At 65.4% G+C, this 22,326-nt stretch carries 22 protein-coding genes; 8 read left to right on the top strand and 14 right to left on the bottom strand.

The genetic code is table 11. The features are described from left to right. Positions 1–42: 42 nt before the first annotated feature. Positions 43–2,355, top strand: coding sequence for an FUSC family protein (locus tag K2O51_RS28555; protein ID WP_220631083.1), 2,313 nt, complete (start codon positions 43–45; stop codon positions 2,353–2,355). Positions 2,356–2,380: 25 nt separating this feature from the next. On the opposite strand, the gene K2O51_RS28550 is transcribed toward K2O51_RS28555, so the two are convergent. Beyond that, positions 2,381–3,727, bottom strand: coding sequence for an ABC transporter ATP-binding protein (locus K2O51_RS28550; protein WP_011299176.1), 1,347 nt, complete (start codon positions 3,725–3,727; stop codon positions 2,381–2,383). A 7-nt stretch (positions 3,728–3,734) separates the two neighbouring features. Then, the gene (locus K2O51_RS28545; RefSeq protein ID WP_011299175.1) at positions 3,735–5,489 is read right to left on the bottom strand and encodes an ABC transporter permease; all 1,755 of its coding nucleotides are present in this window, start codon (positions 5,487–5,489) and stop codon (positions 3,735–3,737) included. Between the two features lie 210 nt (positions 5,490–5,699). Here K2O51_RS28545 and K2O51_RS28540 point away from each other — a divergent pair, with 210 nt between their 5' ends. Next, positions 5,700–5,972 carry an acylphosphatase gene (locus K2O51_RS28540; RefSeq protein ID WP_011299174.1) on the top strand — a complete coding sequence of 91 codons (273 nt, stop codon included), beginning with the start codon at positions 5,700–5,702 and terminating at the stop codon, positions 5,970–5,972. 38 nt (positions 5,973–6,010) lie between these two features. Here K2O51_RS28540 and K2O51_RS28535 read toward each other — a convergent pair whose 3' ends face one another. The 8 genes from K2O51_RS28535 to rpe all read right to left on the bottom strand — a co-directional run bounded on the left by K2O51_RS28535 (position 6,011) and on the right by rpe (position 13,338). Then, entirely contained in the window at positions 6,011–6,778 is a 768-nt protein-coding gene (locus tag K2O51_RS28535) for a uracil-DNA glycosylase (protein ID WP_011299173.1), read from the bottom strand. Between the two features lie 37 nt (positions 6,779–6,815). Beyond that, a complete protein-coding gene (locus K2O51_RS28530; RefSeq protein ID WP_011299172.1) occupies positions 6,816–7,436 on the bottom strand; it encodes a CYTH domain-containing protein in 621 nt (206 codons plus the stop codon). A gap of 4 nt (positions 7,437–7,440) precedes the next feature. Then, positions 7,441–8,244 (bottom strand): indole-3-glycerol phosphate synthase TrpC, encoded by an 804-nt coding sequence (trpC, locus tag K2O51_RS28525; RefSeq protein WP_011299171.1) that lies wholly within the window; start codon positions 8,242–8,244, stop codon positions 7,441–7,443. A 7-nt stretch (positions 8,245–8,251) separates the two neighbouring features. Next, a complete protein-coding gene (gene trpD / locus K2O51_RS28520) occupies positions 8,252–9,280 on the bottom strand; it encodes an anthranilate phosphoribosyltransferase (RefSeq protein WP_041680070.1) in 1,029 nt (342 codons plus the stop codon). Positions 9,281–9,357: 77 nt separating this feature from the next. Then, the gene (locus K2O51_RS28515) at positions 9,358–9,927 is read right to left on the bottom strand and encodes an aminodeoxychorismate/anthranilate synthase component II (protein ID WP_041679717.1); all 570 of its coding nucleotides are present in this window, start codon (positions 9,925–9,927) and stop codon (positions 9,358–9,360) included. A 25-nt stretch (positions 9,928–9,952) separates the two neighbouring features. After that, positions 9,953–11,470 (bottom strand): anthranilate synthase component I, encoded by a 1,518-nt coding sequence (trpE, locus tag K2O51_RS28510; RefSeq protein ID WP_011299168.1) that lies wholly within the window; start codon positions 11,468–11,470, stop codon positions 9,953–9,955. 432 nt (positions 11,471–11,902) lie between these two features. Next, the gene (locus K2O51_RS28505) at positions 11,903–12,628 is read right to left on the bottom strand and encodes a phosphoglycolate phosphatase (protein ID WP_011299167.1); all 726 of its coding nucleotides are present in this window, start codon (positions 12,626–12,628) and stop codon (positions 11,903–11,905) included. Positions 12,629–12,636: 8 nt separating this feature from the next. Beyond that, positions 12,637–13,338: a ribulose-phosphate 3-epimerase gene (gene rpe / locus K2O51_RS28500; protein WP_011299166.1), complete on the bottom strand. Its 702-nt coding sequence runs from the start codon at positions 13,336–13,338 to the stop codon at positions 12,637–12,639. 215 nt (positions 13,339–13,553) lie between these two features. Here rpe and apaG point away from each other — a divergent pair, with 215 nt between their 5' ends. Beyond that, positions 13,554–13,928 carry a Co2+/Mg2+ efflux protein ApaG gene (gene apaG, locus K2O51_RS28495; RefSeq protein WP_041679716.1) on the top strand — a complete coding sequence of 125 codons (375 nt, stop codon included), beginning with the start codon at positions 13,554–13,556 and terminating at the stop codon, positions 13,926–13,928. 24 nt (positions 13,929–13,952) lie between these two features. On the opposite strand, the gene K2O51_RS28490 is transcribed toward apaG, so the two are convergent. Continuing rightward, a complete protein-coding gene (locus K2O51_RS28490; RefSeq protein WP_011299164.1) occupies positions 13,953–14,153 on the bottom strand; it encodes a hypothetical protein in 201 nt (66 codons plus the stop codon). Positions 14,154–14,271: 118 nt separating this feature from the next. Here K2O51_RS28490 and mltA point away from each other — a divergent pair, with 118 nt between their 5' ends. Next, positions 14,272–15,414, top strand: coding sequence for a murein transglycosylase A (gene mltA, locus K2O51_RS28485; RefSeq protein ID WP_041679715.1), 1,143 nt, complete (start codon positions 14,272–14,274; stop codon positions 15,412–15,414). 15 nt (positions 15,415–15,429) lie between these two features. On the opposite strand, the gene paaK is transcribed toward mltA, so the two are convergent. The 3 genes from paaK to paaG all read right to left on the bottom strand — a co-directional run bounded on the left by paaK (position 15,430) and on the right by paaG (position 18,098). After that, positions 15,430–16,737, bottom strand: a complete 1,308-nt coding sequence (gene paaK / locus K2O51_RS28480; protein ID WP_220631082.1) for a phenylacetate--CoA ligase PaaK — start codon at positions 16,735–16,737, stop codon at positions 15,430–15,432. Between the two features lie 82 nt (positions 16,738–16,819). After that, on the bottom strand, positions 16,820–17,266 hold the full coding sequence (gene paaI / locus K2O51_RS28475; protein ID WP_041679714.1) for a hydroxyphenylacetyl-CoA thioesterase PaaI: 447 nt from the start codon (positions 17,264–17,266) through the stop codon (positions 16,820–16,822). A 46-nt stretch (positions 17,267–17,312) separates the two neighbouring features. Further along, positions 17,313–18,098 (bottom strand): 2-(1,2-epoxy-1,2-dihydrophenyl)acetyl-CoA isomerase PaaG, encoded by a 786-nt coding sequence (gene paaG / locus K2O51_RS28470; protein ID WP_049796475.1) that lies wholly within the window; start codon positions 18,096–18,098, stop codon positions 17,313–17,315. Positions 18,099–18,437: 339 nt separating this feature from the next. On the opposite strand from paaG, the gene K2O51_RS28465 reads away from it, so the two are divergent. From K2O51_RS28465 to K2O51_RS28450, 4 genes are all read left to right on the top strand, one after another. After that, on the top strand, positions 18,438–19,235 hold the full coding sequence (locus tag K2O51_RS28465; RefSeq protein WP_220631081.1) for an amino acid ABC transporter substrate-binding protein: 798 nt from the start codon (positions 18,438–18,440) through the stop codon (positions 19,233–19,235). Positions 19,236–19,358: 123 nt separating this feature from the next. Further along, entirely contained in the window at positions 19,359–20,012 is a 654-nt protein-coding gene (locus tag K2O51_RS28460) for an amino acid ABC transporter permease (protein WP_011299158.1), read from the top strand. 37 nt (positions 20,013–20,049) lie between these two features. Then, entirely contained in the window at positions 20,050–20,802 is a 753-nt protein-coding gene (locus K2O51_RS28455; RefSeq protein ID WP_041680069.1) for an amino acid ABC transporter ATP-binding protein, read from the top strand. 373 nt (positions 20,803–21,175) lie between these two features. Beyond that, a complete protein-coding gene (locus tag K2O51_RS28450) occupies positions 21,176–22,321 on the top strand; it encodes a glycosyltransferase family 9 protein (RefSeq protein ID WP_011299156.1) in 1,146 nt (381 codons plus the stop codon). Positions 22,322–22,326: the final 5 nt, after the last annotated feature.

The raw sequence follows: 22,326 nt of genomic DNA, 5'->3' as shown, positions 1-22,326 counted from the left end.
TCCCGCCCGCATCTCCCCCCAGCCTGACCTAGCCACGCGTCCATGCAATACGCGCACGATCCCCGCACCTTCGTTTATTCGCACTATGTCTACCGTGGCCTGCGCTCGGCCACGGGGGTGATCGGCGCCACGCTGATCGCGCTGCAGTTCGCCGACCTGCCCACGGCGATGGTGATCTCGATGGGCGCGCTGTGCACCAGCCTGATGGACCTGCCCAGCCCCGTGAACCACAAGTTCAACGAGATGCTGGCCAGCGTGCTGCTTTGCGGTGCCGTCACGCTGGTGGTGGCGCTGGCAACGCCATTCTCACGTGTGATGCCATTCGTGCTCGTGCTGGTCACGTTCATGGCCGGCATGATGTCGGTGTACGGCAACAAGACGCTGCCGCTGCAGTTCTCCACGCTGTTCGTGATGACGCTGACCATCAACGAGGACTTCGTGGTGCGCCGCGCGCTCGAGCACACGGCGTTGTTTATCCTCGGCGCCGTGGCGTATCTGGCCTATGCGATGCTCGTAAGCTGGATCACCGAGCGCCGCACCAAGCAGCAGATCCTCGCGGAATCGCTGTACGAGATGGCCAGCTATCTCGAGGTCAAGGCCGCCTTCTACGACGCCGGCAATGATTACGAGGCGCAGTTCAACCGGCTCGTTCGGCAGCAGATCATCGTGGCCGAGCGCCAGCAGGCCGCGCGAGATCTGGTGCTGCGCGGCAACCGTACGCCGCATGACGGGCTGCTGGTGCAGGTCCACCTGCGCATGCTCGACCTGTACGAGTACATCCTGTCGACCAACACTGACTATCCGCTGCTGCGGCAAACCTTTGGCAGCACGCCGGTGCTCGACCACCTGCATCGGCTGGTGATGCTGATGTGCAAGGACGTCGAGGAGATTGCCTACGAAGTCACGCGCGGGCGGCCGTCCTACGCCGCCGTCGACTACCGCGACGACCTGCGCGCGGTGGAGCGCGAGATCGCCCAGCTTCGCCACCACCACATTTCGCCTGCGGCGATGACGGCGCTGTGCGAGACGCTGGACATGATTCGCGGCGCCATCACGCTGATCGGGCAGCTGCACGAGGCCTCGCGTACGCCTGTCGAGCCGGCCAAGGTCCTGCCGGGCGCCGACATGACCCCGTTCCTGACGCGCCAGAAATACGAGCTTGGCGTGCTGCGCGACAACCTCAAGTGGCGTGCGCCGGCGTTCCGCTTCGCGATTCGCATCTCGATGGCGGTGGCCCTGGGGCTGTGGATCGCGGACCACCTGCCATACGCCTCGCACGGGTACTGGATCCTGCTGACCATCATCGTCATCCTGAAGCCGAACTTCAGCATGACCAAGCAGCGCTACAACGACCGCGTGATCGGCACACTGATCGGCTGCATCATTTCCGTGGGCATCCTGAAGGTGTTTGACGAACCGCTGGTGCTGCTCGGCTTCCTGTTCCTGGCACTTGTCGCGAGCGCGGCGTTCTCGACGATCAAGTACCGCTACACGGCGATCGCGGCCTGCGTGCAGGTGCTTATCCAGATCAACCTGCTGATGCCGAACACGCAAAATGCGGCGGGCGAACGACTGGTCGATACGGTGATCGGCGGCATCATCGCGTCGTTGTTCAGCTTCGTGCTGCCGAGCTGGGAATACCGCGCGATCCCGAAACTTGTGGAAGGCGTGTTGCAAGCCAACCGCCGCTACATCACGGCCACGCGCGACCTGCTGCTGCGCCGGGCCAAGGATGATTTCGCCTACCGCGTGCAGCGCAAGCAGTTCATGGATGCGCTGTCGGCACTGATCGGCTCGTTCCAGCGCATGCTCGACGAGCCCAAGAGCCGGCACCGCGCGGTGGACAACCTGAACCGCTTCATCGTGCAGAACTACCTGGTGGCGGCGCACGTGGCGGCGGCTCGGATCCAGGTGCGCCAGCATTACACCGAGCTTGATATTCCTGCGGCCGAAGCGGCGATCGAACAGGCGACCGATGCGGCGAATCGCAGCCTGCAGCTCGCGATCGAGCGATTGGCTGCGGACGACCGCTCTGGTAGCCGCGGCGCGGGTTTTATCCGCCCAAGCGAGCAGGTGGCCATTGTCAGCGGTCCTTCGCTGGAAGGGCCGCCGCCCGAACATGCCGATGACAGGCGTGCGCGGCTAGCCGATTCGGCCGACCGGCGCCGCGCCGATGAACTTGCGCATGCGGCGGCGGCAGGGGAATCCGTTCAAGAGCCTGGCCCCACGGCAAGTTCGACCGGCCGGCCCGCCAATGCGGTGCTCGAACGACGGTTGCGCGCGCTGCGTGAGGATGCGGCAAAGATCGCGCTGCGCACCGGCGCGATAGGAAGGGCGATGCGGACGCGGGATTGAGCGAAGGCGCGGACTGGCGCCCGCTTTACTGCGTGTCCCCGGACTCCGCCTGTTCTTCCCTCGGCAACGTCAACATCCCGCTGTTATAGCTGTACTCATACACCTCTCCGTACCGCCCCCAGTCCACCGCCACCGACAACACGCGCTCCGCTTCCTCGGGCTTGAGGAACGCCTCCAGCTCGCGCAGCACCTGTTCCTCGCCGATTTCGCCGTCCTCCGACGCGTCCAGTTCGCGCCGGATATGCGTGGCGAGTGCGACGTGGGCAAGCAACTGCCTGCCGAACATTTCCTTGCGCACGGTCGGCTCGGCCGCGTAATAGCGGCGGCCGGCCTCGGTGACCGTGATGTCGCCGCGTTCGATATGCGCGAGCTGCAGCAGCTGGAGCGCTTCGCACGCGGGCAGCAGGTCGTCGTCGGTGAGGCCGGCTTCGTCGGCCAGGTGCGGCAGATCCGCGCGGCCATGGAACGGCGGTTCGGACAGCAGATCCAGAATGGCATCCATCTGGCTGATGTCGACCTCGGGCAGCCGGTAGCCGATCTGGCGGGAAGGCGCCAGCGCCGGCGCGCGCGGCTCGGCCGCCGCGGGCGAGGTCATCAGCGTGTAGACCTCGTCGATCAGCGCGCGCACCTGCGCATCGTCGCGGTTGCGCGGCCGCGGAAACGGCACGCGCACTTCGGCGCGGATGCGCCCCGGATCGCTCGACAGGATGACGATGCGATCGGCCATCATCACCGCTTCCTCGATATTGTGCGAAACGATCAGGATGCACTTGATGTTGGCGCGGCCGCTTTCCCACAGGTCGAGCATCTCGTCGCGCAGTGTCTCGCCGGTCAGCACGTCGAGCGCGGAGAACGCCTCGTCCATCAGCAGCAGGTCGGGCTGCGTCACGAGCGCGCGCGCAATGCCCACGCGCTGGCGCATACCGCCGGACAGCTCGCGCGGCAATGCGCTGTTGAAGCCGGATAGCCCGATCATGTCGATCGCCGCTTCGGCGCGGCGCGCGCGCTCGGTCTTGGCGACGCCCTGGGCTTCAAGTCCCAGCTCGACGTTCTGCTGCACCGTCAGCCACGGAAACAGCGCGAACGACTGGAACACCATGGCGATGCCTTCGGCCGTGCCGTTGAGACGGTTGCCGCGGAACTGCACATCGCCGCGGTCGGCGCCGACGAGGCCGGCCATGATGCGCAGCAACGTCGACTTGCCCGAGCCTGACTTCCCGAGCATGGCCACGATCTCGCCTTCGCGCAGCGTCAGGTCGACGCCTTCGAGCACGGCGCGGTCGCTCTTGTTAGCCGTGCGGAAGATCTTCGATACACCGCGCAGCTCGATCACGGCCGGCGCCGTGACGGCGTGGTTCAGGTTTTCTGCCATCGTTACCTTACAAGCGGGTGCGCTCCTGCGCGAGTTGATACAGGCGGTTCCACAGCAGCCGGTTGAAGCCGACTACGAACAGCGCCATGACGCCGATGCCGAGCGCAATGCGCGGGAAATCGCCGCGTGCGGTCGTCTCGGCGATATAGCTGCCAAGGCCCGTCGCCACCAGCGTGCGGTCGCCCCACGTCACGTATTCGGCCACGATGCTGGCATTCCACGAACCGCCCGCGGCCGTCACCAGCCCGGTCAGCAGGCTCGGGAACACCGCGGGAATGAGGAAACGCTTCCACAGCAGCCAGCCGCGCAGGCCGAAATTGCGGGCGGCCAGCTTCAGCTCGGTCGGAATGCCCGAGGCGCCAGCCACCACATTGAACAGGATGTACCACTGCGTGCCAAAGATCAGCAACGGGCTCAGCCAGATTTCCGGGTTCAGGCCGAAGCGCACAATCAGCATGACGACCAGCGGGAACATCAGGTTCGCCGGGAAGGCCGCCAGGAACTGCGCCACGGGCTGGGCGATGCGCGCCACCGACGGATTCAGGCCGATGCGGATGCCGATCGGCACCCAGATCACCGCGGCCAGCGCGATCAGCACGATCACGCGCACCATCGTCAGCGTGCCGAGCCACAGCACATGGCCGACTTCGAGCCAGCCGACTTCGCTGTGCACGAAGTACATCACGCGGCTCAGCGCGGCCAGCGCCACGAGCAGGATGACCGCGTTACCGGCGCGCTCGCGCCATTGCACGCGGCGCGGATCGGGCTCGGCCGTCGCAGGCGCCTGGCGTCGTGCGCCCCAGGCGAGCGTGCGTTCAGCCAGCGCCGCAGTGCGCGCGAGCAGCGCCCGTACCCATTCCGAGCGGCGCAGCAGGTCGAGCAGCCACGACTCGGGCTCGTTGTCCTGCGACAGCGTCTCGAAGCGGAAGCGGTCGGCCCACGCGACCAGCGGGCGGAACAGCAGCTGGTCATACACCAGGATGCCAACCAGCATGGCCAGGATGGCCCAGCCGATCGCAGCCAGGTTCTGCTGCTGGATGGCCAGCGCGATATAGGAGCCGATGCCCGGCAGCCGGATGTCCTGGCCCGACACCGAAATGGCCTCCGACGCGACCACGAAGAACCAGCCGCCCGACATCGACATCATCATGTTCCACAGCAGCCCGGGCATGGCGAACGGCACTTCGAGGCGCCAGAAGCGCTGCCATGGCGACAGCCGGAACATGGCCGCCGCCTCGATCAGGTCGCCCGGAATCGTGCGGAACGACTGGTACAGGCTGAACGCCATGTTCCAGGCCTGCGAGGTGAAGATCGCGAAGATCGCCGCGCATTCCACGCCGATCAGGTTGCCCGGGAACAGCGCGATAAAGCCGGTCACGGTGATCGACAGGAAGCCAAGCACCGGGATCGACTGCAGGATATCCAGCGCGGGCACCAGCACCTTTTCGGCCGTGCGGTTTTTTGACGCGAGCGCCGCGAACGCGAGCGAGAACACCAGCGATGCCGCCAGCGCCGCGAGCATGCGAATGCTCGTACGCATCAGGTAATAGGGCAGGTAGGCGATGTCCAGGTGCACGGTCATCGGCTCGCCGGGCACGAACGGCACGTTCATCTGCTGTGCCGCGAACGCCACCATGACGATGATCGCGAGGATGATCGGCAGCAGCGCGAAATCGAAGCGATTGGGCGGGGCGGTCAGCAACTGGCTGTCATAGCCGGGTGCTGGCGTGGCCGGATTGTCGTTGGCTGGGGGCTGAATCATGGCGCTTGGTGGACTGGGCGACCAGCTTGCGGATGCTGGTGGCGAACGGGCGGCCTGTGGATCAGGCCCGACAGGCGGTGTGGGTGCCGCCGGCATCACGCCTTCTGGCGCGCATTCTCTGGTAACGCCTGGGACAGCCGACTAGTTTACGTCTTGTGGGTGACGTGTCGATGTATCGTCGCTGTCGACATGCCGCAAAAGGAGCTTGCCATGGAAACCTGGCACATGACCGCGCATGGGCGCGTGCAGGGAGTGGGCTACCGCGCGGGCTGCGCGCAGGCGGCCATTGCGCTAGGGGTAAGAGGCTGGGTGCGCAACCGGGCCGACGGCACGGTCGAGGTCATGGCTAGCGGTACGATCCAGCAGCTGGAGGCGCTGCGCAACTGGATGCAGGCCGGGCCGCCGGCCGCGCATGTCGCGCGTGTGGATGTCGAGCCGGGCCAGGGGAAGTTCGAGGATTTCGATTTGCGGCCGACGTTGTAGCTGACGTTGCCGTCAGACAGCGCTGGCGAGATCAAAGATCAGGCCGCCAGCCAGTCAATGGGCGTCCGGCCATGCGCTTCCAGCCACCGGTTAGCCGCGCGGAAATGCCCGCAGCCAAGGAACCCGCGATGCGCCGACAACGGCGACGGATGCGGGGCCTCAAGCACGCAATGGCTGTCCGTCAGCAACGGCTTCTTGGCCTGTGCATGGCTGCCCCACAGCAGGAACACCAGATTGGGATGGCTTGCGGCCAGCGCGTGGATCACGCAGTCGGTCACGGCCTCCCAGCCGCGGCGCGCGTGGCTGGCAGCCTGGCCTTGTTCCACCGTCAGCACCGTGTTTAGCAGCAGCACGCCCTGGCGCGCCCAGCCTTCCAGGTTGCCGGACGTGCGCGGCGCCGGGCTGTCGCCGTATTCGGCCGCGATTTCCTTGAAGATGTTCCGCAGGCTCGGCGGGACCTTGATGCCGTCCGGCACCGAGAACGCCAGGCCATGCGCCTGCGGCAGTTCCATGCCGCCGACGACGCCGGTGCCGTGGTATGGGTCCTGGCCGAGGATCACGACCTTGACCGCGTCCGGGGGCGTCAGGTGCAGCGCGTGGAAGACGTGATGCGGGAAGACCGGCTTGCCGGCGGCGCGCTCGCCATCGACGAAAGTAGACAATTCCTGCCAGGCGGGCGCCGTCAGACACGGCGCGAGCAAGGCACGCCACGCGGCGGGCAGGGCGTCGGCTTGTGCTTGCAGCCCGGCGGCTGCGGACGACGGTGGGGCGGTGTCAGTCTCGGGAGCAAAAAGATCGGCTTGCATGCGTACGGATTGGCGCGGGATGGCAGGGAAGGAGGGTTCAGGCGTTGTCGACACCGGCGAGCCGGTAGCCGCGCGCGGCCTTGCTGAGATCGGACGGCGTCAGCGGCGCGACAGCCTGCAGCCGCGCACCGAGCCCATGCAGAACATCGGCGGCCCGGCTCTCATCACCCGACAGCCATTCCAGCTCCAGTTCCTGGATGCGTTCCTGCGCCTGCGTGGCCGGTGCCGTGATGGTGCCGCAGTCGAGCCCCGCTTCGATGCGTGCGCCGTCGTGCTGCAAGATCCACAGTCGGCGGACAAAGTCGGTGCGGAACACCGGGGCAAGGCGGTCAGCCAGCGGCGCCAGCAAGGCCCGCGCTTCGTCGGGCAGCTTTTGCAGCTCGATCGCCTCGCCGCCCACCTCGGTTTCCCACTCGTGCCGGCTCGCCAGGCCGCCCTGACTCTGCCCCGCGGTCTTCAGCGTCTGCAGCCACTGCGCGCCTTTGCGGCGCAGGCGCAGCGCGGCGCGCGCGCGGGCGAGATCGCGTTCTGGCGTATCGAGGTAGACGTTGAGCAGCGTGACTTCGCCCTTCGATTCGCCGTTGGCGTCGAGCCACGCAGCAAGCTGCGCCAGCGCATCGTCGGGAACGGCGAGCTTCAGCTCGATTTCCTGCGCCATCGGCTTACGCGAACAACCGCGCCAGTTCCACGCCGGGGTCCTTCGCGCGCATGAACGCTTCGCCGACCAGGAACGCGTGCACATCGGCATCGCGCATGCGTTTCACGTCGTTCGGGCCCAGGATGCCGGATTCCGTCACCACGAGCCGGTCGGCCGGCATGCTCGGCAGCAGGTCCAGCGTGTTGTCGAGCGAGACTTCGAACGTGCGCAGGTTGCGGTTGTTGACGCCCAGCAGCGGCGTCTTCAAGCGCAGTGCGCTGTCGAGTTCGTCGGCGCCGTGGACTTCCACGAGCACGTCCATGCCCAGCTCGTGCGCGCACGCTTCCAGGTCGGCCATCAGGCCAGGGTCGAGCGCGGCGACGATCAGCAGGATGCAGTCCGCGCCCCAGCTGCGCGCTTCATAGACCTGGTACAGGTCGACCATGAAGTCCTTACGCAGCGCGGGCAGCGGGCAGGCGCCACGCGCGCGCTTCAGGTAGTCGGCGTGGCCCTGGAAGAAATTCACGTCGGTCAGCACCGACAGGCAGGCCGCACCGTGGCTCGCGTAGCTTTCGGCGATGGCCTCGGGCACGAAGTTCTCGCGCAGCACGCCCTTGGACGGCGATGCCTTCTTGACTTCGGCGATCACGCCGGCGTGGCCGGCGGCAATCTTGTCGCGCAGCGAGCGTTCGAAGCCGCGCGGTGCGAAGCCCGCTTCATTGCGCAGGCTCTCGGCCTCGGCGCGCAGGCTCGGCAGGTCGCGCTTCTTGCGCGCGGCGGAGACTTCGTCGGCCTTGACGGCCAGGATCTTGTCGAGGATGTCGGACATGGTTGCCTTACTTGAATTGCTGCGTGGCGCGCACGAAGTGGTCGAGCTTCTCGCGTGCGGCGCCGCTCGCGATGGCTTCGCGCGCGCGGCGGATGCCATCTTCGATCGAATCGGCGACATTGGCGGCGTACAGCGCGGTGCCCGCATTGAGCGAGACGATCTCGCGCGGCGTGCCGGGCACGTTGCCGAGCGCTTCGAGCAGCATCGCCTTCGACTCGACCGCATCGGCAACCTTCAGGCCGCGGTTGGAAATCATCGACAGGCCGAAGTCTTCCGGATGGATTTCGTACTCGCGCACTTCACCGTCCTTCAGTTCGCCGACCAGCGTCGCGGCGCCGAGCGACACCTCGTCCATGCCGTCCTTGCCGTACACGACCAGCGCGTGCTTCGCGCCGAGGCGCTGCATCACGCGCACCTGGATGCCGACGAGATCCGGGTGGAACACGCCCATCAGGATGTTTGGCGCATCGGCCGGATTGGTCAGCGGGCCGAGGATATTGAAGATCGTGCGTACGCCCATTTCCTTGCGGATCGGCGCCACGTTCTTCATCGCCGGATGGTGGGTCGGGGCGAACATGAAGCCGATGCCGGTCTGCGCGATGCACTGGCCGACCTGTTCTGGCGTCAGCATGATATTCACGCCCAGGGCTTCCAGCACGTCAGCGCTGCCCGACTTGGAGCTCACGCCGCGGTTGCCGTGCTTGGCGATCTTTGCGCCGGCAGCGGCGGCCACGAACATCGAGGCGGTCGAGATATTGAAGGTATGCGAGCCATCGCCGCCGGTGCCGACGATATCGACGAAGTTCTCGCGGTCCGTCACTTCGACCTTGTTGGCGAACTCGCGCATGACCTGCGCCGCGGCCGAGATCTCGCCGATGGTTTCCTTCTTCACGCGCAGGCCGGTCAGGATCGCGGCGGCCATTACCGGCGAGATCTGCGCCTGCATGATCTGGCGCATCAGGTGCAGCATCTCGTCGTGGAAGATCTCGCGATGTTCGATGCAGCGGGTCAGCGCTTCCTGGGCGGTGATGGTCATGGCGGTCTCGGTCGGTTGGGTGGCGTGCGGCGCGATGGGAATGGACGAAACGGACGGCGTGGCAGTGTCGAGCAGTCTCATCGCGTCGTCTTCAGGAAGTTGGCCAGCAGCGCATGGCCTTGTTCGGAAAGAATCGACTCGGGATGGAACTGCACGCCTTCGATGGCCAGCGTCTTGTGGCGTACGCCCATGATCTCGCCGTCAGGCGTCCAGGCGGTCACTTCCAGGCAGTCCGGCAGGGTTTCGCGCTCGATCGCCAGCGAATGATAGCGCGTCACGTCGAAGTGTTTGGGCAGGCCGGCGAACACGCCTTGCTGCGTGGTCTCGATGGTGCTGACCTTGCCGTGCATGACTTGCTTCGCGCGGATCACCTTGCCGCCGAACGCTTCGCCGATGGCCTGGTGGCCGAGGCACACGCCGAGCAGCGGCACCTTGCCGGCAAAGTGCTGCAGCGCGGCCACCGAGATGCCGGCTTCCTTCGGGCTGCACGGGCCCGGCGATACGCAGATATGGTCGGGCTTGAGCGCCTCGATTTCCTCGATCGTGATCTCGTCGTTGCGGTAGGTGCGCACGTCCTCGCCGAGTTCGCCGAAGTACTGGACGAGGTTGTAGGTGAACGAATCGTAGTTGTCGATCATCAGCAGCATGGCCTTTTCTCCCTTGTTCCCTGGTTCAGATGTCGGAGTCCAGGCCATCCTGGACCTGCTCGGCCGCGCGGATCACGGCGCGCGCCTTGGCTTCGGTTTCCCTCCATTCGGCTTCGGGGTCCGAGTCCGCAACGATGCCGGCCGCGGCCTGCACGTAGAGATTGCCGTCCTTGATGATGCCGGTGCGGATCGCAATCGCCAGGTCCATCTCGCCGCCGAACGACAGGTAGCCCACGGCGCCGCCGTAGATGCCGCGCTTGCGCGGCTCCAGTTCGTCGATGATCTCCATCGCGTGCACCTTGGGCGCGCCCGACAGCGTGCCGGCCGGGAAGGTGGCGCGCAGGACGTCGAGGTTGCTCATGCCCGGGCGCAGGGTGCCCTCGACCGAGCTGACGATGTGCTGCACGTGCGAGTACTTTTCGATCACCATCTTGTCGGTGACCTTGACCGAGCCGGTCTCGGCGATGCGGCCGATATCGTTGCGCGCCAGGTCGATCAGCATCACATGCTCGGCGATCTCCTTCGGGTCGTTGAGCAGTTCGGTGGCGAGCTGCGCGTCCTTCTCGGGCGTATTGCCGCGCGGACGCGTGCCGGCCAGCGGACGGATCGTGACGATGTGCTCGTCGCGCGAATCGCCATTGGTGCCGACCTTGCGCGATTCCTGGCGCACCAGGATCTCGGGCGAGGCCCCGACGATCTGGAAATCGCCGAAGTTGTAGAAGTACATGTACGGCGACGGGTTCAGCGAGCGCAGCGCACGGTACAGCGACAGCGGCGCGTCGCGGTACGGCTTCATCAGGCGCTGGCCGATTTGTACCTGCATCATGTCGCCGGCCATGATGTATTCCTTGGCCTTGTGCACGGCGGCCAGGTAATCGGCCTTGTCGAACTCGCGGTAGACGTCGGTCTGCACCGACGGGCTCGTTACCGGCACATCCACGGGCTGGCGCAGCTTCATGCGCAGCTCACGCAGGCGCTGGCGAGCGCGGGAATAGGCTTCCGGTGTGGTCGGGTCGGCGTAGACGATGAGGTAGAGCTTGCCGGACAAGTTGTCGATCACGGCCAGCTCTTCGCACAGCAGCAGCTGGATATCGGGCAGGCCGAGGTCGTCGGGCTTCTGCGTGTTGGCCAGCTTCTTCTCGATATAGCGCACCGCGTCATAGCCGAAATAGCCGGCCAGACCGCCGCAGAAGCGCGGCAGGCCCGGGCGCAGCGCGACTTTGAAGCGCTTCTCGAACTCGGCGATGAAATCAAGCGGGTTGCCTTCGTGGGTCTCGACCACCTTGCCGTCGGTGACAACTTCAGCACGGTTGCCGTAGGAGCGCAGCAGGGTGCGCGCATGCAGGCCGATAAACGAGTAGCGGCCGAAGCGTTCGCCGCCCACCACCGATTCCAGCAGGAAGGTGTTGACGCCGCGCGTCTGCGACTGGGCCAGCTTCAGGTACAGCGACAGCGGCGTTTCCAGATCGGCGAAGGCCTCGGCGATCAGCGGGATGCGGTTGTAGCCCTGGTCGGCCAGCGATTTGAATTCCAGTTCGGTCATGTCGATCCTCGTTTGCGGCGCGGCGTGTTCTTGTTGGCGCGGCGCCGTGGTGTCGGCAATTAGGCGGGAGCAGGCGCAAGGCCGCTCCGGTTGCGGAACCGTGGTGCGGGAAGACTGCGGACAAGACCGCACACGGCCGGGGCGGCGTGTGGCGCGTTCTTGAGCTAAACGTAGCACATGCAGCTACGCTTGCTGGCGGGGAGTGAAGAGGGATCCTGGTAAGGATGCCGGCACCCTGGCCGGTGCTGGCGAGCCTTCGGTACGAAGGCCGCTCAGCGGACTCGCGAACGCACTTTACGCCTGTTGGGAGGCGCGCCAGCGACGCCAGGGCCAAGCCTGCCGATCACTGCCAGAAGAGATGCGTTTGCGGTTGAAGAACATTGAGGTGTTCAGGGGCTATGAAAGTCTGATTGCCAGCGAATTACCGCTTTCTCAGCAGGTTCCGTGTGCAGAAAGAAGCTCTGCCACGCGGGCAATGGAATCGACTATACCATCGGCGTCGACGGCTTGTACAGGGTTGCCATGGTTGTAGCCGTAGGGCATCAGCAGCACACCCATGCCGGCCGCGCGGGCCGCCTGCGCGTCGTTTTCCGAGTCGCCGATGGCCAGCATGGCCGACGGATCGAGGTGGAAAACCTCGGCCACCTTGAGCAGCGGATACGGGTCCGGCTTGCGCAGCGGAAACGCATCGCCACCGTAGACCAGCTCGAAATACTGCGCCAGCCCGGTCTTGGCCAGCAGCGGCTCGGTGAAGTTGTACGGCTTGTTGGTCACGCAGGCCATGCGCAGGCCGGCCGCCTTCAGCGCCGCCAGGCCTTCGCGCACGCCGGGGTAGATCTGCGAGAACTGGCCATTGATGCGGATGTACTCGCGGTCGTACAGCGCATAGGCCTGCGCGAACAGGCCGTTGGCGTGCAGTGGCGAGAACCGGGCGTCCAGCACGCGCCGGATCAGGTTCTCCGAACCCTTGCCGACGAAGCTCACGATCTCCTGCTCGGACATCGGCGCGACCGGCCCCAGGTTCGGGTGCAGGTGCGCGAGCGCCAGCAGCATCGCGTTGATCGACGCGTGGAAATCCCCGGCGGTGTCGACCATGGTGCCGTCCAGATCGACGATCACGCCTTCGATGCCGCGCCAGTCGGTGCGGCGCAGCGTCATGCCGGCGCTCACTGGCCGACCTTGGCCAGCTCGCCGCGCAGTGCGGAAATGATGCCGCGGTAGCCGCCGTCCGCATCGGGCTTGCCGAACACGGCCGAGCCCGCCACAAAGGTGTCGGCGCCCGCCGCCGCGATCTCGGCGATGTTGTCGACCTTCACGCCACCGTCCACTTCGAGAAGGATCTTGCGGCCCGTGCGCTCGGTGTAGGCGTCGATGCGCTGGCGCACCGCGCGCAGCTTGTTCAGCGTTTCCGGGATGAACGACTGGCCGCCGAAGCCCGGGTTCACCGACATCAGCAGGATCACGTCGAGGCGATCCATCACGTGGTCCAGGTGGTGCAGCGGCGTGGCCGGATTGAACACCAGGCCGGCCTGGCAGCCGTTGTCGCGGATCAGCGCAAGCGAGCGGTCCACGTGTTCGCTGGCTTCCGGGTGGAAGGTGATGATATTGGCACCCGCCTTGGCGAAGTCCGGGATGATGCGATCCACCGGGCGCACCATCAGGTGCACGTCGATCGGCGCGGTCACGTGCGGCCGGATCGCCTCGCAGACCAGCGGACCCACCGTCAGGTTCGGCACGTAGTGGTTGTCCATCACGTCGAAGTGGATCCAGTCGGCGCCAGCCTCGGTCACGCGGCGGACTTCCTCGCCCAGGCGGGCGAAATCGGCGGAGAGGATGGACGGGGCGATGCGGTAGGTGGGCGTGCTCATGGCGGCGGGCGGAATGGGGACAATTGGAGACTGGGCGGCGGCGGCACGGCGGGAATCCTGCCCCTTGCGGGGCGATCCGGGTTGGCCGGCCGGCGAATCGCGCGTATTTTACGCCTGTCCGCGCAACAGGGCCGGGGCCGGGGCTGCACTTGCCGCTGCCGGAGCCTTGCCGCACAATGCGCCTACCCTTGAGCCGGATCCCGCAGACCAGACAAATGAGCGAGTACGCCTTTTCCGTGGCGGTACGTACCCAGTACCTGCCCGACCAGTCAGACCCCGAGCGCGGGCGCCACGCCTTCGCCTACACCATCACGATCCACAATACAGGCGAGGTTGCGGCGCAGCTGATCTCGCGCCACTGGATCATCACCGACAGCGACAATGCGTCGCAGGAAGTCTCGGGCCTGGGCGTGGTCGGCCATCAGCCGCTGCTCAAGCCGGGCGAGCATTTCGAATACACGAGCTGGGCCACGATTTCGACGCCGGTCGGCTCGATGAAGGGCGAATATTTCTGCGTGGCCGAAGACGGGCACCGCTTCGAGGTGCCGATTCCCGAATTCGCGCTGGTACTGCCGCGCATGCTGCACTGAGCGGCCGCGGGCCGCGCGAGGAACCTACTGGCGCGGCCGGCTGTCCTGATCCTGCGCAGGCGCCTGAGTCTGGCGCGACGGATGATCGGTTGGCGCACGGGTAGGGCGCGGGTTCTTCTTGGCCGTACCCATGGTCCAGACCACGATGAAGATCAGCAGGAACAGTGCCACGCCGGCTTCGAGCGCGAACAGCAGCATCGGGTGGGCTTCAAGGAACTCGGACATGATCGGTATGGCGGGCGTCCTTCACAGGCGCCGGCAACGGTGAAGACTGACGCCGGGCATTGTAGGGCATCGCCCCCCGATGCATGCGCGGCGGCGCTGGACAATACGAACAGACAAGATGGCAATTCCGCATTCCCTTTCCACGTTTTCGCGATCCCATAGCCGCACCGGCGCGCCCTGGCGCGGGTGGCTGGCGCTGGCTGCCGGCGCCGCGCTGCTGGCCGGCTGCATGAGCGGGCCGCCGCCGCGCATCGAGACCGGCGGTGCGCCCGGCACGACGGCGCCAACGCCGGGTGCGCAGAAGGGGCGCCTGCAGGCCGCGAACTGGAACGAGATCAGCGGCTGGACGCAGGACGACATGCGCGCCGCGTGGCCCGCGCTGCAGGCTAGCTGCCAGGCGCTGAAGAAGCGCGCCGAATGGGGCCGCGCCTGTGCCGCTGGCCTGATGGTCGACGCCGGCGACCTCGGCGCCATGCGTGCCTACTTTGAATCCAACTTCCAGCCCTACCGCGTCATCAACGGCGACGGCACCGACAACGGGCTGATCACCGGCTACTACGAACCGATCCTGCACGGCTCGCGCACACGGCAGGGCCAGTATCAGGTTCCGCTGTACCGCAAGCCGCCGCAACTGGCCAACCGCGCGCTGCCGCCGCGCGCCGAACTGCTGCAGAGCCCGGCGATGCGTGGCAACGAGGTGGTATGGGTCGACGATGCCGTCGAGGCCGCCTTCCTGCAGATCCAGGGTTCGGGCCGTATCCGGCTCGCCAACGGCACCATGATGCGCGTGGGCTTTGGCGGCACCAATGACCAGCCGTTCCGCTCGTTTGGCAAGTGGCTGCTCGACCGCGGCGAGATCACGCCGGCGCAGGCGACCATGCAGGGCATCAAGGCATGGGCGCGCGCCAACCCCTCGCGCGTCGAGGAAATGCTCAACGTGAACCCGCGCTTCGTGTTCTTCAAGGAGCTGCCGCCGACCAATGACGGTCCGGTCGGTGCGCTCGGCGTGCCACTCACGGCGGAGCGCTCGATCGCGGTCGATCCGGCGACGATTCCGCTTGGCGTGCCTGTGTTCCTGTCGACCACGCGCCCGCTGTCGACCGAACCGATCGAGCGCCTGATGTTCGCGCAGGACACCGGCAGCGCCATCAAGGGCGGTGTGCGTGCGGACTTCTTCTGGGGCGCGGGCGATGCCGCGGGCGAGACGGCCGGCCGCATGAAGCAGGGCGGCCGGATGTGGGTGCTGATGCCGCGCAGCTGACGCGCCGCGCGGTAACTATCTGCTTGGGCGCTGGTCGACGATGCGCCGCGCCTTGCCGACCGAGCGCTCGATGCCGCCGGTCGGCAGCACCTCGATGCCGGCGCTCACGCCGATATAGGCCTTGATGTCGCGGGCCAGCGCCTCGCGCGCGGCTTGCGCCGTCGCCGGTTCGCCGCCGTGGGCGCATTCCACGCGCACTGTCAGCAGGTCCATCGGCCCTTCGCGCGTCAGCACGCACTGGTAGTGCGGCGCCAGTTCCGGGCGCTTCAGGATCAGCTCCTCGATCTGCGACGGGAACACGTTTACGCCGCGCACGATCATCATGTCGTCGGTCCGGCCGGTGACCTTCTCCATGCGCCGGAACGCCGCGCGCGCGGTGCCCGGCAGCAGGCGCGTCAGGTCGCGTGTGCGGTAGCGGACCACCGGCATCGCTTCCTTGGTCAGTGACGTGAACACGAGTTCGCCGAACTCGCCGTCGGGAAGTACCTCACCGGTGTCCGGGTCGATGATCTCAGGGTAGAAGTGATCTTCCCAGATGGTCGGGCCGTCCTTGGTCTCGGCGCATTCATTGGCCACGCCCGGGCCCATCACTTCGGACAGGCCATAGATGTCGACGGCCGAGATATTCATGCGCTTCTCGATCGCGAGGCGCATTTCCGGCGTCCACGGCTCGGCGCCGAAGATGCCGACGCGCAGCGACGTCGTGGCGGGATCGATGCCCTGGCGCTCGAATTCGTCGGCGATGGCGAGCATATAGCTCGGCGTGACCATGATGATCTCGGGCTTGAAATCCATGATCAGCTGCACCTGGCGTTCGGTCTGCCCGCCGCCGAACGGGATCGCCGTCAGGCCGGCCTTTTCCACGCCGTAGTGCGCGCCGAGGCCGCCCGTGAACAGGCCATAGCCATAGCTGACGTGCACCTTGTCGCAACGCCTCGCTCCGGCAGCCCGGATCGAGCGCGCCATCACCGTGGCCCACGTGTCGATGTCCTTGAGCGTGTAACCGACCACGGTCGGCTTGCCCGTAGTGCCCGACGATGCATGCACGCGCGCCACGCGGTCCTGCGGCACCGCGAACATGCCGAACGGATAGTTGTCGCGCAGGTCCTGTTTGGTGGTGAACGGGAAGCGCGCGAGGTCTGCGAGCGTCTGGACCTGATCGGGATGCACGCCGGCCTCGTCGAATTTGCGGCGGTAGACCGGCGAGTTATCGTAGGCATGCCGCAGCGACCATTTCAGGCGCTCGAGCTGGAGTGCCCGCAATTCGTCGCGGCTGGCGGTCTCGATAGGCTCGAGCGGCAGATCGGTCAGGCGCGTGCTCATATCGTCTCCTGCACGTGGGCGTTCTTGTCGATGGAATCGTGAAATCGTCTTGTGCGGGGTCAGGCCACGGGCCTGGCGAACTTCAGGTGCTGCTGCTGTCCGGCGGTACCACGTGTCCCTTGATCTGCGCCGACTTGCCGCGGAACATCGCCACGGCCTCGCCGGCAAGATTGGTCACGCGGATATCGTAGATGCCGTGCCGCCCCGACAAGATCTGTTCCACCGCTTCGGCGGTCAGCACGTCGCCGCCATGCACGGGTTTGAGGAACTCGATGCTGCAGCCTGCCGCCACGGTATTGATATTGTGGCTATTGCACGCGAAAGCGAAGCTGGAGTCAGCCAGTGTAAACATCAGGCCGCCGTGGCAGATGCCGTGGCCATTGAGGAATTCGGGGCGTACCGGCATGGTCAGCCGGGCATAGCCGGGCCGTACTTCCTGCACCACGATGCCGAGCCAGCGGCTACAGGTATCGGCTTCATACATGGCGGCGGCGGCCGACTCGGCAAGTGCCTGCGGGTTCTTGGTCAAGCGGGTCTCCTGTCTCGGTGGGGCGGCGCACGATGGCGCCTGCAGGTCAGCGGCCGGTGAACTTCGGCGCGCGCTTTTCCAGGAAGGCATTGACGCCTTCCGCATAGTCGGCGGACTGCCCAAGCTCGCGCTGCAGGTCGCGCTCTAGGTCGAGCTGCGCATCGAGGGTTGCGGTTGCGCTCGCATACATCGCACGCTTGATCGCGGCGAGCGCACGCGTCGGCTGGGCTGCCAGTTGCGTGGCCAGCGCCAGCGCCTGCTCGTGCAGCAGCGGATCGTCCATGATTTCCCAGACCAGGCCCCATTTCTCAGCCTTTTCGGCAGTGAGTTTTTCGCCGGTCATGGCCAGTCCCATGGCGCGCGACATGCCGATGCGCTTGGGCAGCAACCAGGTGCCGCCGGAATCCGGCACCAGACCGATCTTGACGAAGGCCTGGATAAAGCTGGCCGAGCGCGCCGCCAGCACCATGTCGCAGGCCAGCGCGAGGTTGGCCCCGGCACCCGCGGCGGTGCCGTTGACGGCGGCCACGACGGGCATCGGCAGCGCCTGCAGGCGGCGGACCAGCGGATTGAAGTAGCTGTCGATCAGATCGCCCAGATCGGTCATCTTTCCAGGCGTGAAGTCGAGGTCGGCCAGGTCCTGTCCGGCGCAAAAGCCGCGGCCGGCACCGGTCAGGAGCAGGGCGCGAGCGCCGCCAGCCTCCACATGATCGAGTGCCTGCTGCAGCGCGCCGTGCATCTCGCGCGTGAAGCTGTTGAGCTTGTCGGGGCGGTTCAGGGTGATGACGGCCACGTTGCCTTGCCATGCAAGCAAGACCGGGCCGGAGTCCATGCTGACCGGCTGGCCAGTGGGCGCGGGCATCGGGGGCATTGTTGTCTCCTGCCTTGGTGTTCTTGCCGGACGGTTTTAATTAACCGACCGATCGGTCGGTGAATGGTAGCATCAAAAGTCGGGCGTGGGTGTGATGACTGTGCTGCTGCTTACAGGCTATTAAGGACCGTTCAGGTGCCTTACCAGCGGCACCACAAGAGGGTTTGCGCGATTGCCGGCGACCGCCGCAATGCCGGAGGGGGGCGTCGCTCTATAATCGCGCTGCCAGCAATAACCTGAAATCCGCCGGTCTCCGTACCCGGGACACCGGCGCGCCGTCTATTTGTATTGGATACCTCCATGAAGAAGTTCGCAGCACTACTCCTCATTTCGACCGTCGCCCTACTCGGTGCGTGCGGCAAGAAGGAATCGGCACCTGCCGCCGGCACGGAGCCGGCTCCGGTTGCCGCTACAAAGATCATCGTCGGCCTCGACGACAATTTCCCGCCGATGGGCTTCCGCGACAGCAATAACGAGCTCGTCGGTTTCGACATCGACATGGCCAAGGAGGCGAGCCGCCGCCTCGGCTTGACGGTCGAGTTCAAGCCGATCGACTGGAGCGCCAAGGAAGCCGAGCTCAATGGCAAGCGCGTGGATGTGCTGTGGAACGGCCTGACCATTACGGAAGAGCGCAAGCAGAACATCAGCTTCACCGCGCCCTATATGACGAACCACCAGATCGTCATTGTCGGCACCAATTCGCCGGTGAAGACCAAGGCTGACCTGTCGGGCCGCATTGTCGGCGCACAGGATGGCAGCAGCGCCGTGGACGCGATCAAGAAGGAAGCGCAGGTCGCGGGCAGCCTGAAGGAACTGAAGACCTTCGGCGACAACGTGACGGCGCTGATGGACCTGTCGGCCGGCCGCCTCGATGCGATCGTGGTCGACGAAGTCGTGGGCCGCTACCTGATCAGCAAGCGCGCAAGCGAATACCGTGTACTCGACGAGAACTTCGGTACGGAAGACTACGGCGTAGGCGTGCGCAAGGACGATGCCGAGCTGCTTGGCAAACTCGACAAGACGCTCCATTCGATGAAGGAAGATGGCACGGCGGCCCGCATCGCCACCCGCTGGTTCGGCGTCGACATCACCAAGTAATCCGGATCGTTCGCGACGTCCCGTGCCCCATTGGCGCGGCGTCGCGCCTCATCGCGGCCCGCGCGCCGGCAAAGTAGCAGCAGCCAGGCGCCCGGGATCCGAACCCCTCCCATCCGCGCAAGCATGGATTACGTCTTATCCCTTCTGCCGCCCCTGGCGCAGGGTGCGAAAATCACCCTCACACTATTTTTTATCACGCTGGCCCTGTCTGTACCGCTCGGCCTGGCGCTGGCGCTTGCCCGCATTTCGAAGTGGCCGCTGCTGAGCAGCCTCGTCAACGGCTATATCTGGCTGATGCGCGGTACGCCGCTGATGCTGCAGATGCTGTTCATCTATTTCGCGCTGCCGTTCGTGCCGGTCATTGGCGTGCGGCTGCCTGATTTTCCTGCGGCGGTGGTGGCGTTCGCGCTGAACTACGCCGCCTATTTCGCGGAAATCTTCCGTGCGGGCATCAAGTCGGTCGACCGTGGACAGTACGAAGCCAGCAAAGCGCTCGGCATGACCTATTTCCAGACCATGCGCCGCGTCGTGCTGCCGCAGATGGTCAGCCGCGTATTGCCGCCGGTCAGCAACGAGACCATCACGCTGATCAAGGACACGTCGCTGATCTACGTGCTGGCGCTCAACGATATTCTTCGCACCGCGCGCGGCATCGTGCAGCGCGATTTCACGACCACGCCGTTCCTGGTGGCAGCGCTTTTCTACTTGCTGATGACGCTGATCCTGACCTGGTTCTTCCAGAACCTCGAGAAACGCTATGCCAAACATGATGACTGACGCGGCCGGAGCCGCTTCCAATCGCGGCGCCAGCGTCATGGTCGCGGCGCGGGACATCGTGAAGGCCTTCGGACCGTTGCAAGTGCTGCGCGGTGTGTCCCTGACCTTGCGCAAGGGCGATGTCACAGCGGTGATCGGTCCGTCGGGATCGGGCAAGAGCACGTTGCTGCGCTGCCTCAATCATCTCGAAGTGATCGACAGCGGCACCGTTGAAATTGAAGGCGAGGCGCTTGCATCGATGGGCGTCGATGGCGTGGCCAAGTACGTGCCGGATGCGGAAGTACGCCGTATCTGCCGGAAGATGGGCATGGTGTTCCAGTCGTTCAACTTGTTCCCGCACATGACGGTGCTGCAGAACATCATCGAAGCGCCGATGACCGTCAAGGGTTTGTCGCGCGACGCGGTGCTGCCCAAGGCCGAGGAACTGTTGCGCAAGGTCGACCTGCTGGCCAAGCGGGACAGTTATCCTGCGCGCTTGTCCGGCGGCCAGAAGCAGCGCGTGGCGATTGCCCGCGCGCTGGCGATGGAGCCCGACATCATGCTGTTCGACGAGCCGACGTCGGCGCTCGACCCCGAACTGACCGGAGAGGTCCTTCGAACCATGCGGCAACTGGCCGACGAACACATGACCATGCTGGTGGTCACGCATGAGATGGGCTTCGCGCGCGAAGTCGCCAATCATGTCGTGTTCATGGACGAAGGAAGGATCCTCGAGGAAGGGCCGCCCGAGCGCGTGTTTGGGGCACCGGTCCATGCGCGGACGCGGGAATTCCTCGCACACACGCTCTAGTCGCTGTAACTCGCCACCGCATGACAATTGAAATTGTGCGGTGGCCTCCCCAGTCGGGGCCACTCTGCCACGACCCATGCTCGCTGGCCAAGCCTCGGCGCCTCATTCCCGGCGATCCCTCAAAGCTGCCGGCCTCCCACATTTTTCCTATTGTAAATAGGCGCTGCTCGGCAGCAGCCGCCAAAGTGCTGCGCTTCCATCCTGCACGATTCCCAATTCCGTATGCGAAGTCGATGCAACCAAACATGGTTTTGCCTGTCTTTATATCCAAACAAAGGTCTGGCAAACTCCGTGGCGCCTTTCCCAGGGCTCCGGAGCCAGTGAACGGAATGTTTGGGCCGCCCCGGGCGAAATCGCGGAAGCTGGAGAATCAATGTTGCAGAAAACGAAGCTGGCCAACGGCAAGAGGCCCCGTGCACTGGTTCTTTGCATTGGTGGCCTGGGAGATGTCGTGTGGGCCAGCGCGTCCATCGACGCCTTGCGCGAAACGTACGGGAGCGATATCGAGATCGACCTGCTGCTGAAGCACCGGTCTGGCGAACTGTTCAAGCACGACCCGCGTATTTCTCGGATCCTCATCCTGCGTGGCGGCCCCAGGCTGCCTTTGCTGGTGAATCCGCACAAGTGGCTGATACTCGCGCAGGCGTTGATTCGCTATCCTTATCACTTGATTCTGGACCTGACCATCAACAGGACGGACTTTTTCCCGAGTCTTGGCTGGTGCTTCCCCGCCGCTCACAAGGTCAAGGTCTACAAGGTGCGCCACGAGGTAGATCCGCCGGAGACCCACAGGACGACGGTCGTCCAGCGCCTGCTCGCCTATTGCACGCCTCAACACATTGCACAGCGGGCCATGCCTTCGCTGAGAAGACCGGATATCGATATCCGGGCGCGCTACGGGCTGACATCGCCCTTTATCTGCCTGCATACCGGGAACAGTTCGTTCTATCACAACAGGGCGAACACGCGACTCTGGCCTGTGGGGAAATGGATCGAGTTGCTGGACGGATGGTCGCGATACTTCCCGCACCATCAACCAGTGCTGATTGGTACGCCGGCCGAAGCTGAGCACATTGCGCAGATTGCGGACAAGTATCCGAGCGTCATCAACTTGTGCGGCAAGACGCCGCTGCCGGAAATGATGGCGCTGATCGCCGACGCGGATCTTCTGATCGGCACGGATACCGGTCCAACCCACGTCGCGGCGGCGTTCGGTACACCGGTCATCGCGATTTTCGGGCCGACGCTTTCCCACGTGACAGGTCCGGCAGGGGACAGCAACCGCCTGCGCATCGTCAAGCCATGGACGGGCACGTTGATCGAGGACGTGCAGGTGGATCAGGTCGTCGAGGCTTCGCATGAGCTCATCTCGGCCGATGGGAATCCCCGCGCGGCGGAGGTGGCGATGAAAGGTAGCGACAGACCCCGGAACAGGCAATCACCGCAAAAGGGTTTGTGGACCAAGCCAGGTGGTCTCGCGAATGCCCGCGGCGTCGCACCTGCCACTCCGCGCGGATAGTCCCA

Origin of the sequence: Cupriavidus pinatubonensis (genome assembly GCF_019602855.1) — a bacterium.
Taxonomy (GTDB): Bacteria; Pseudomonadota; Gammaproteobacteria; order Burkholderiales; family Burkholderiaceae; genus Cupriavidus; species Cupriavidus pinatubonensis.
The sequence above is the reverse complement of the archived record's forward strand: the minus strand, read 5'-3'. Positions and strand labels throughout refer to the sequence as shown.

What these genes read in the sequence shown, in the direction of transcription:
- K2O51_RS28555 (WP_220631083.1), top strand. Translation starts at nt 43, where the DNA reads ATGCAATACGCGCACGATCCCCGCACCTTCGTTTATTCGCACTATGTC.
- K2O51_RS28550 (WP_011299176.1), bottom strand. Translation starts at nt 3,727, where the DNA reads ATGGCAGAAAACCTGAACCACGCCGTCACGGCGCCGGCCGTGATCGAG.
- K2O51_RS28545 (WP_011299175.1), bottom strand. Translation starts at nt 5,489, where the DNA reads ATGATTCAGCCCCCAGCCAACGACAATCCGGCCACGCCAGCACCCGGC.
- K2O51_RS28540 (WP_011299174.1), top strand. Translation starts at nt 5,700, where the DNA reads ATGGAAACCTGGCACATGACCGCGCATGGGCGCGTGCAGGGAGTGGGC.
- K2O51_RS28535 (WP_011299173.1), bottom strand. Translation starts at nt 6,778, where the DNA reads ATGCAAGCCGATCTTTTTGCTCCCGAGACTGACACCGCCCCACCGTCG.
- K2O51_RS28530 (WP_011299172.1), bottom strand. Translation starts at nt 7,436, where the DNA reads ATGGCGCAGGAAATCGAGCTGAAGCTCGCCGTTCCCGACGATGCGCTG.
- trpC (WP_011299171.1), bottom strand. Translation starts at nt 8,244, where the DNA reads ATGTCCGACATCCTCGACAAGATCCTGGCCGTCAAGGCCGACGAAGTC.
- trpD (WP_041680070.1), bottom strand. Translation starts at nt 9,280, where the DNA reads ATGACCATCACCGCCCAGGAAGCGCTGACCCGCTGCATCGAACATCGC.
- K2O51_RS28515 (WP_041679717.1), bottom strand. Translation starts at nt 9,927, where the DNA reads ATGCTGCTGATGATCGACAACTACGATTCGTTCACCTACAACCTCGTC.
- trpE (WP_011299168.1), bottom strand. Translation starts at nt 11,470, where the DNA reads ATGACCGAACTGGAATTCAAATCGCTGGCCGACCAGGGCTACAACCGC.
- K2O51_RS28505 (WP_011299167.1), bottom strand. Translation starts at nt 12,628, where the DNA reads ATGACGCTGCGCCGCACCGACTGGCGCGGCATCGAAGGCGTGATCGTC.
- rpe (WP_011299166.1), bottom strand. Translation starts at nt 13,338, where the DNA reads ATGAGCACGCCCACCTACCGCATCGCCCCGTCCATCCTCTCCGCCGAT.
- apaG (WP_041679716.1), top strand. Translation starts at nt 13,554, where the DNA reads ATGAGCGAGTACGCCTTTTCCGTGGCGGTACGTACCCAGTACCTGCCC.
- K2O51_RS28490 (WP_011299164.1), bottom strand. Translation starts at nt 14,153, where the DNA reads ATGTCCGAGTTCCTTGAAGCCCACCCGATGCTGCTGTTCGCGCTCGAA.
- mltA (WP_041679715.1), top strand. Translation starts at nt 14,272, where the DNA reads ATGGCAATTCCGCATTCCCTTTCCACGTTTTCGCGATCCCATAGCCGC.
- paaK (WP_220631082.1), bottom strand. Translation starts at nt 16,737, where the DNA reads ATGAGCACGCGCCTGACCGATCTGCCGCTCGAGCCTATCGAGACCGCC.
- paaG (WP_049796475.1), bottom strand. Translation starts at nt 18,098, where the DNA reads ATGGACTCCGGCCCGGTCTTGCTTGCATGGCAAGGCAACGTGGCCGTC.
- K2O51_RS28465 (WP_220631081.1), top strand. Translation starts at nt 18,438, where the DNA reads ATGAAGAAGTTCGCAGCACTACTCCTCATTTCGACCGTCGCCCTACTC.
- K2O51_RS28460 (WP_011299158.1), top strand. Translation starts at nt 19,359, where the DNA reads ATGGATTACGTCTTATCCCTTCTGCCGCCCCTGGCGCAGGGTGCGAAA.
- K2O51_RS28455 (WP_041680069.1), top strand. Translation starts at nt 20,050, where the DNA reads ATGGTCGCGGCGCGGGACATCGTGAAGGCCTTCGGACCGTTGCAAGTG.
- K2O51_RS28450 (WP_011299156.1), top strand. Translation starts at nt 21,176, where the DNA reads ATGTTGCAGAAAACGAAGCTGGCCAACGGCAAGAGGCCCCGTGCACTG.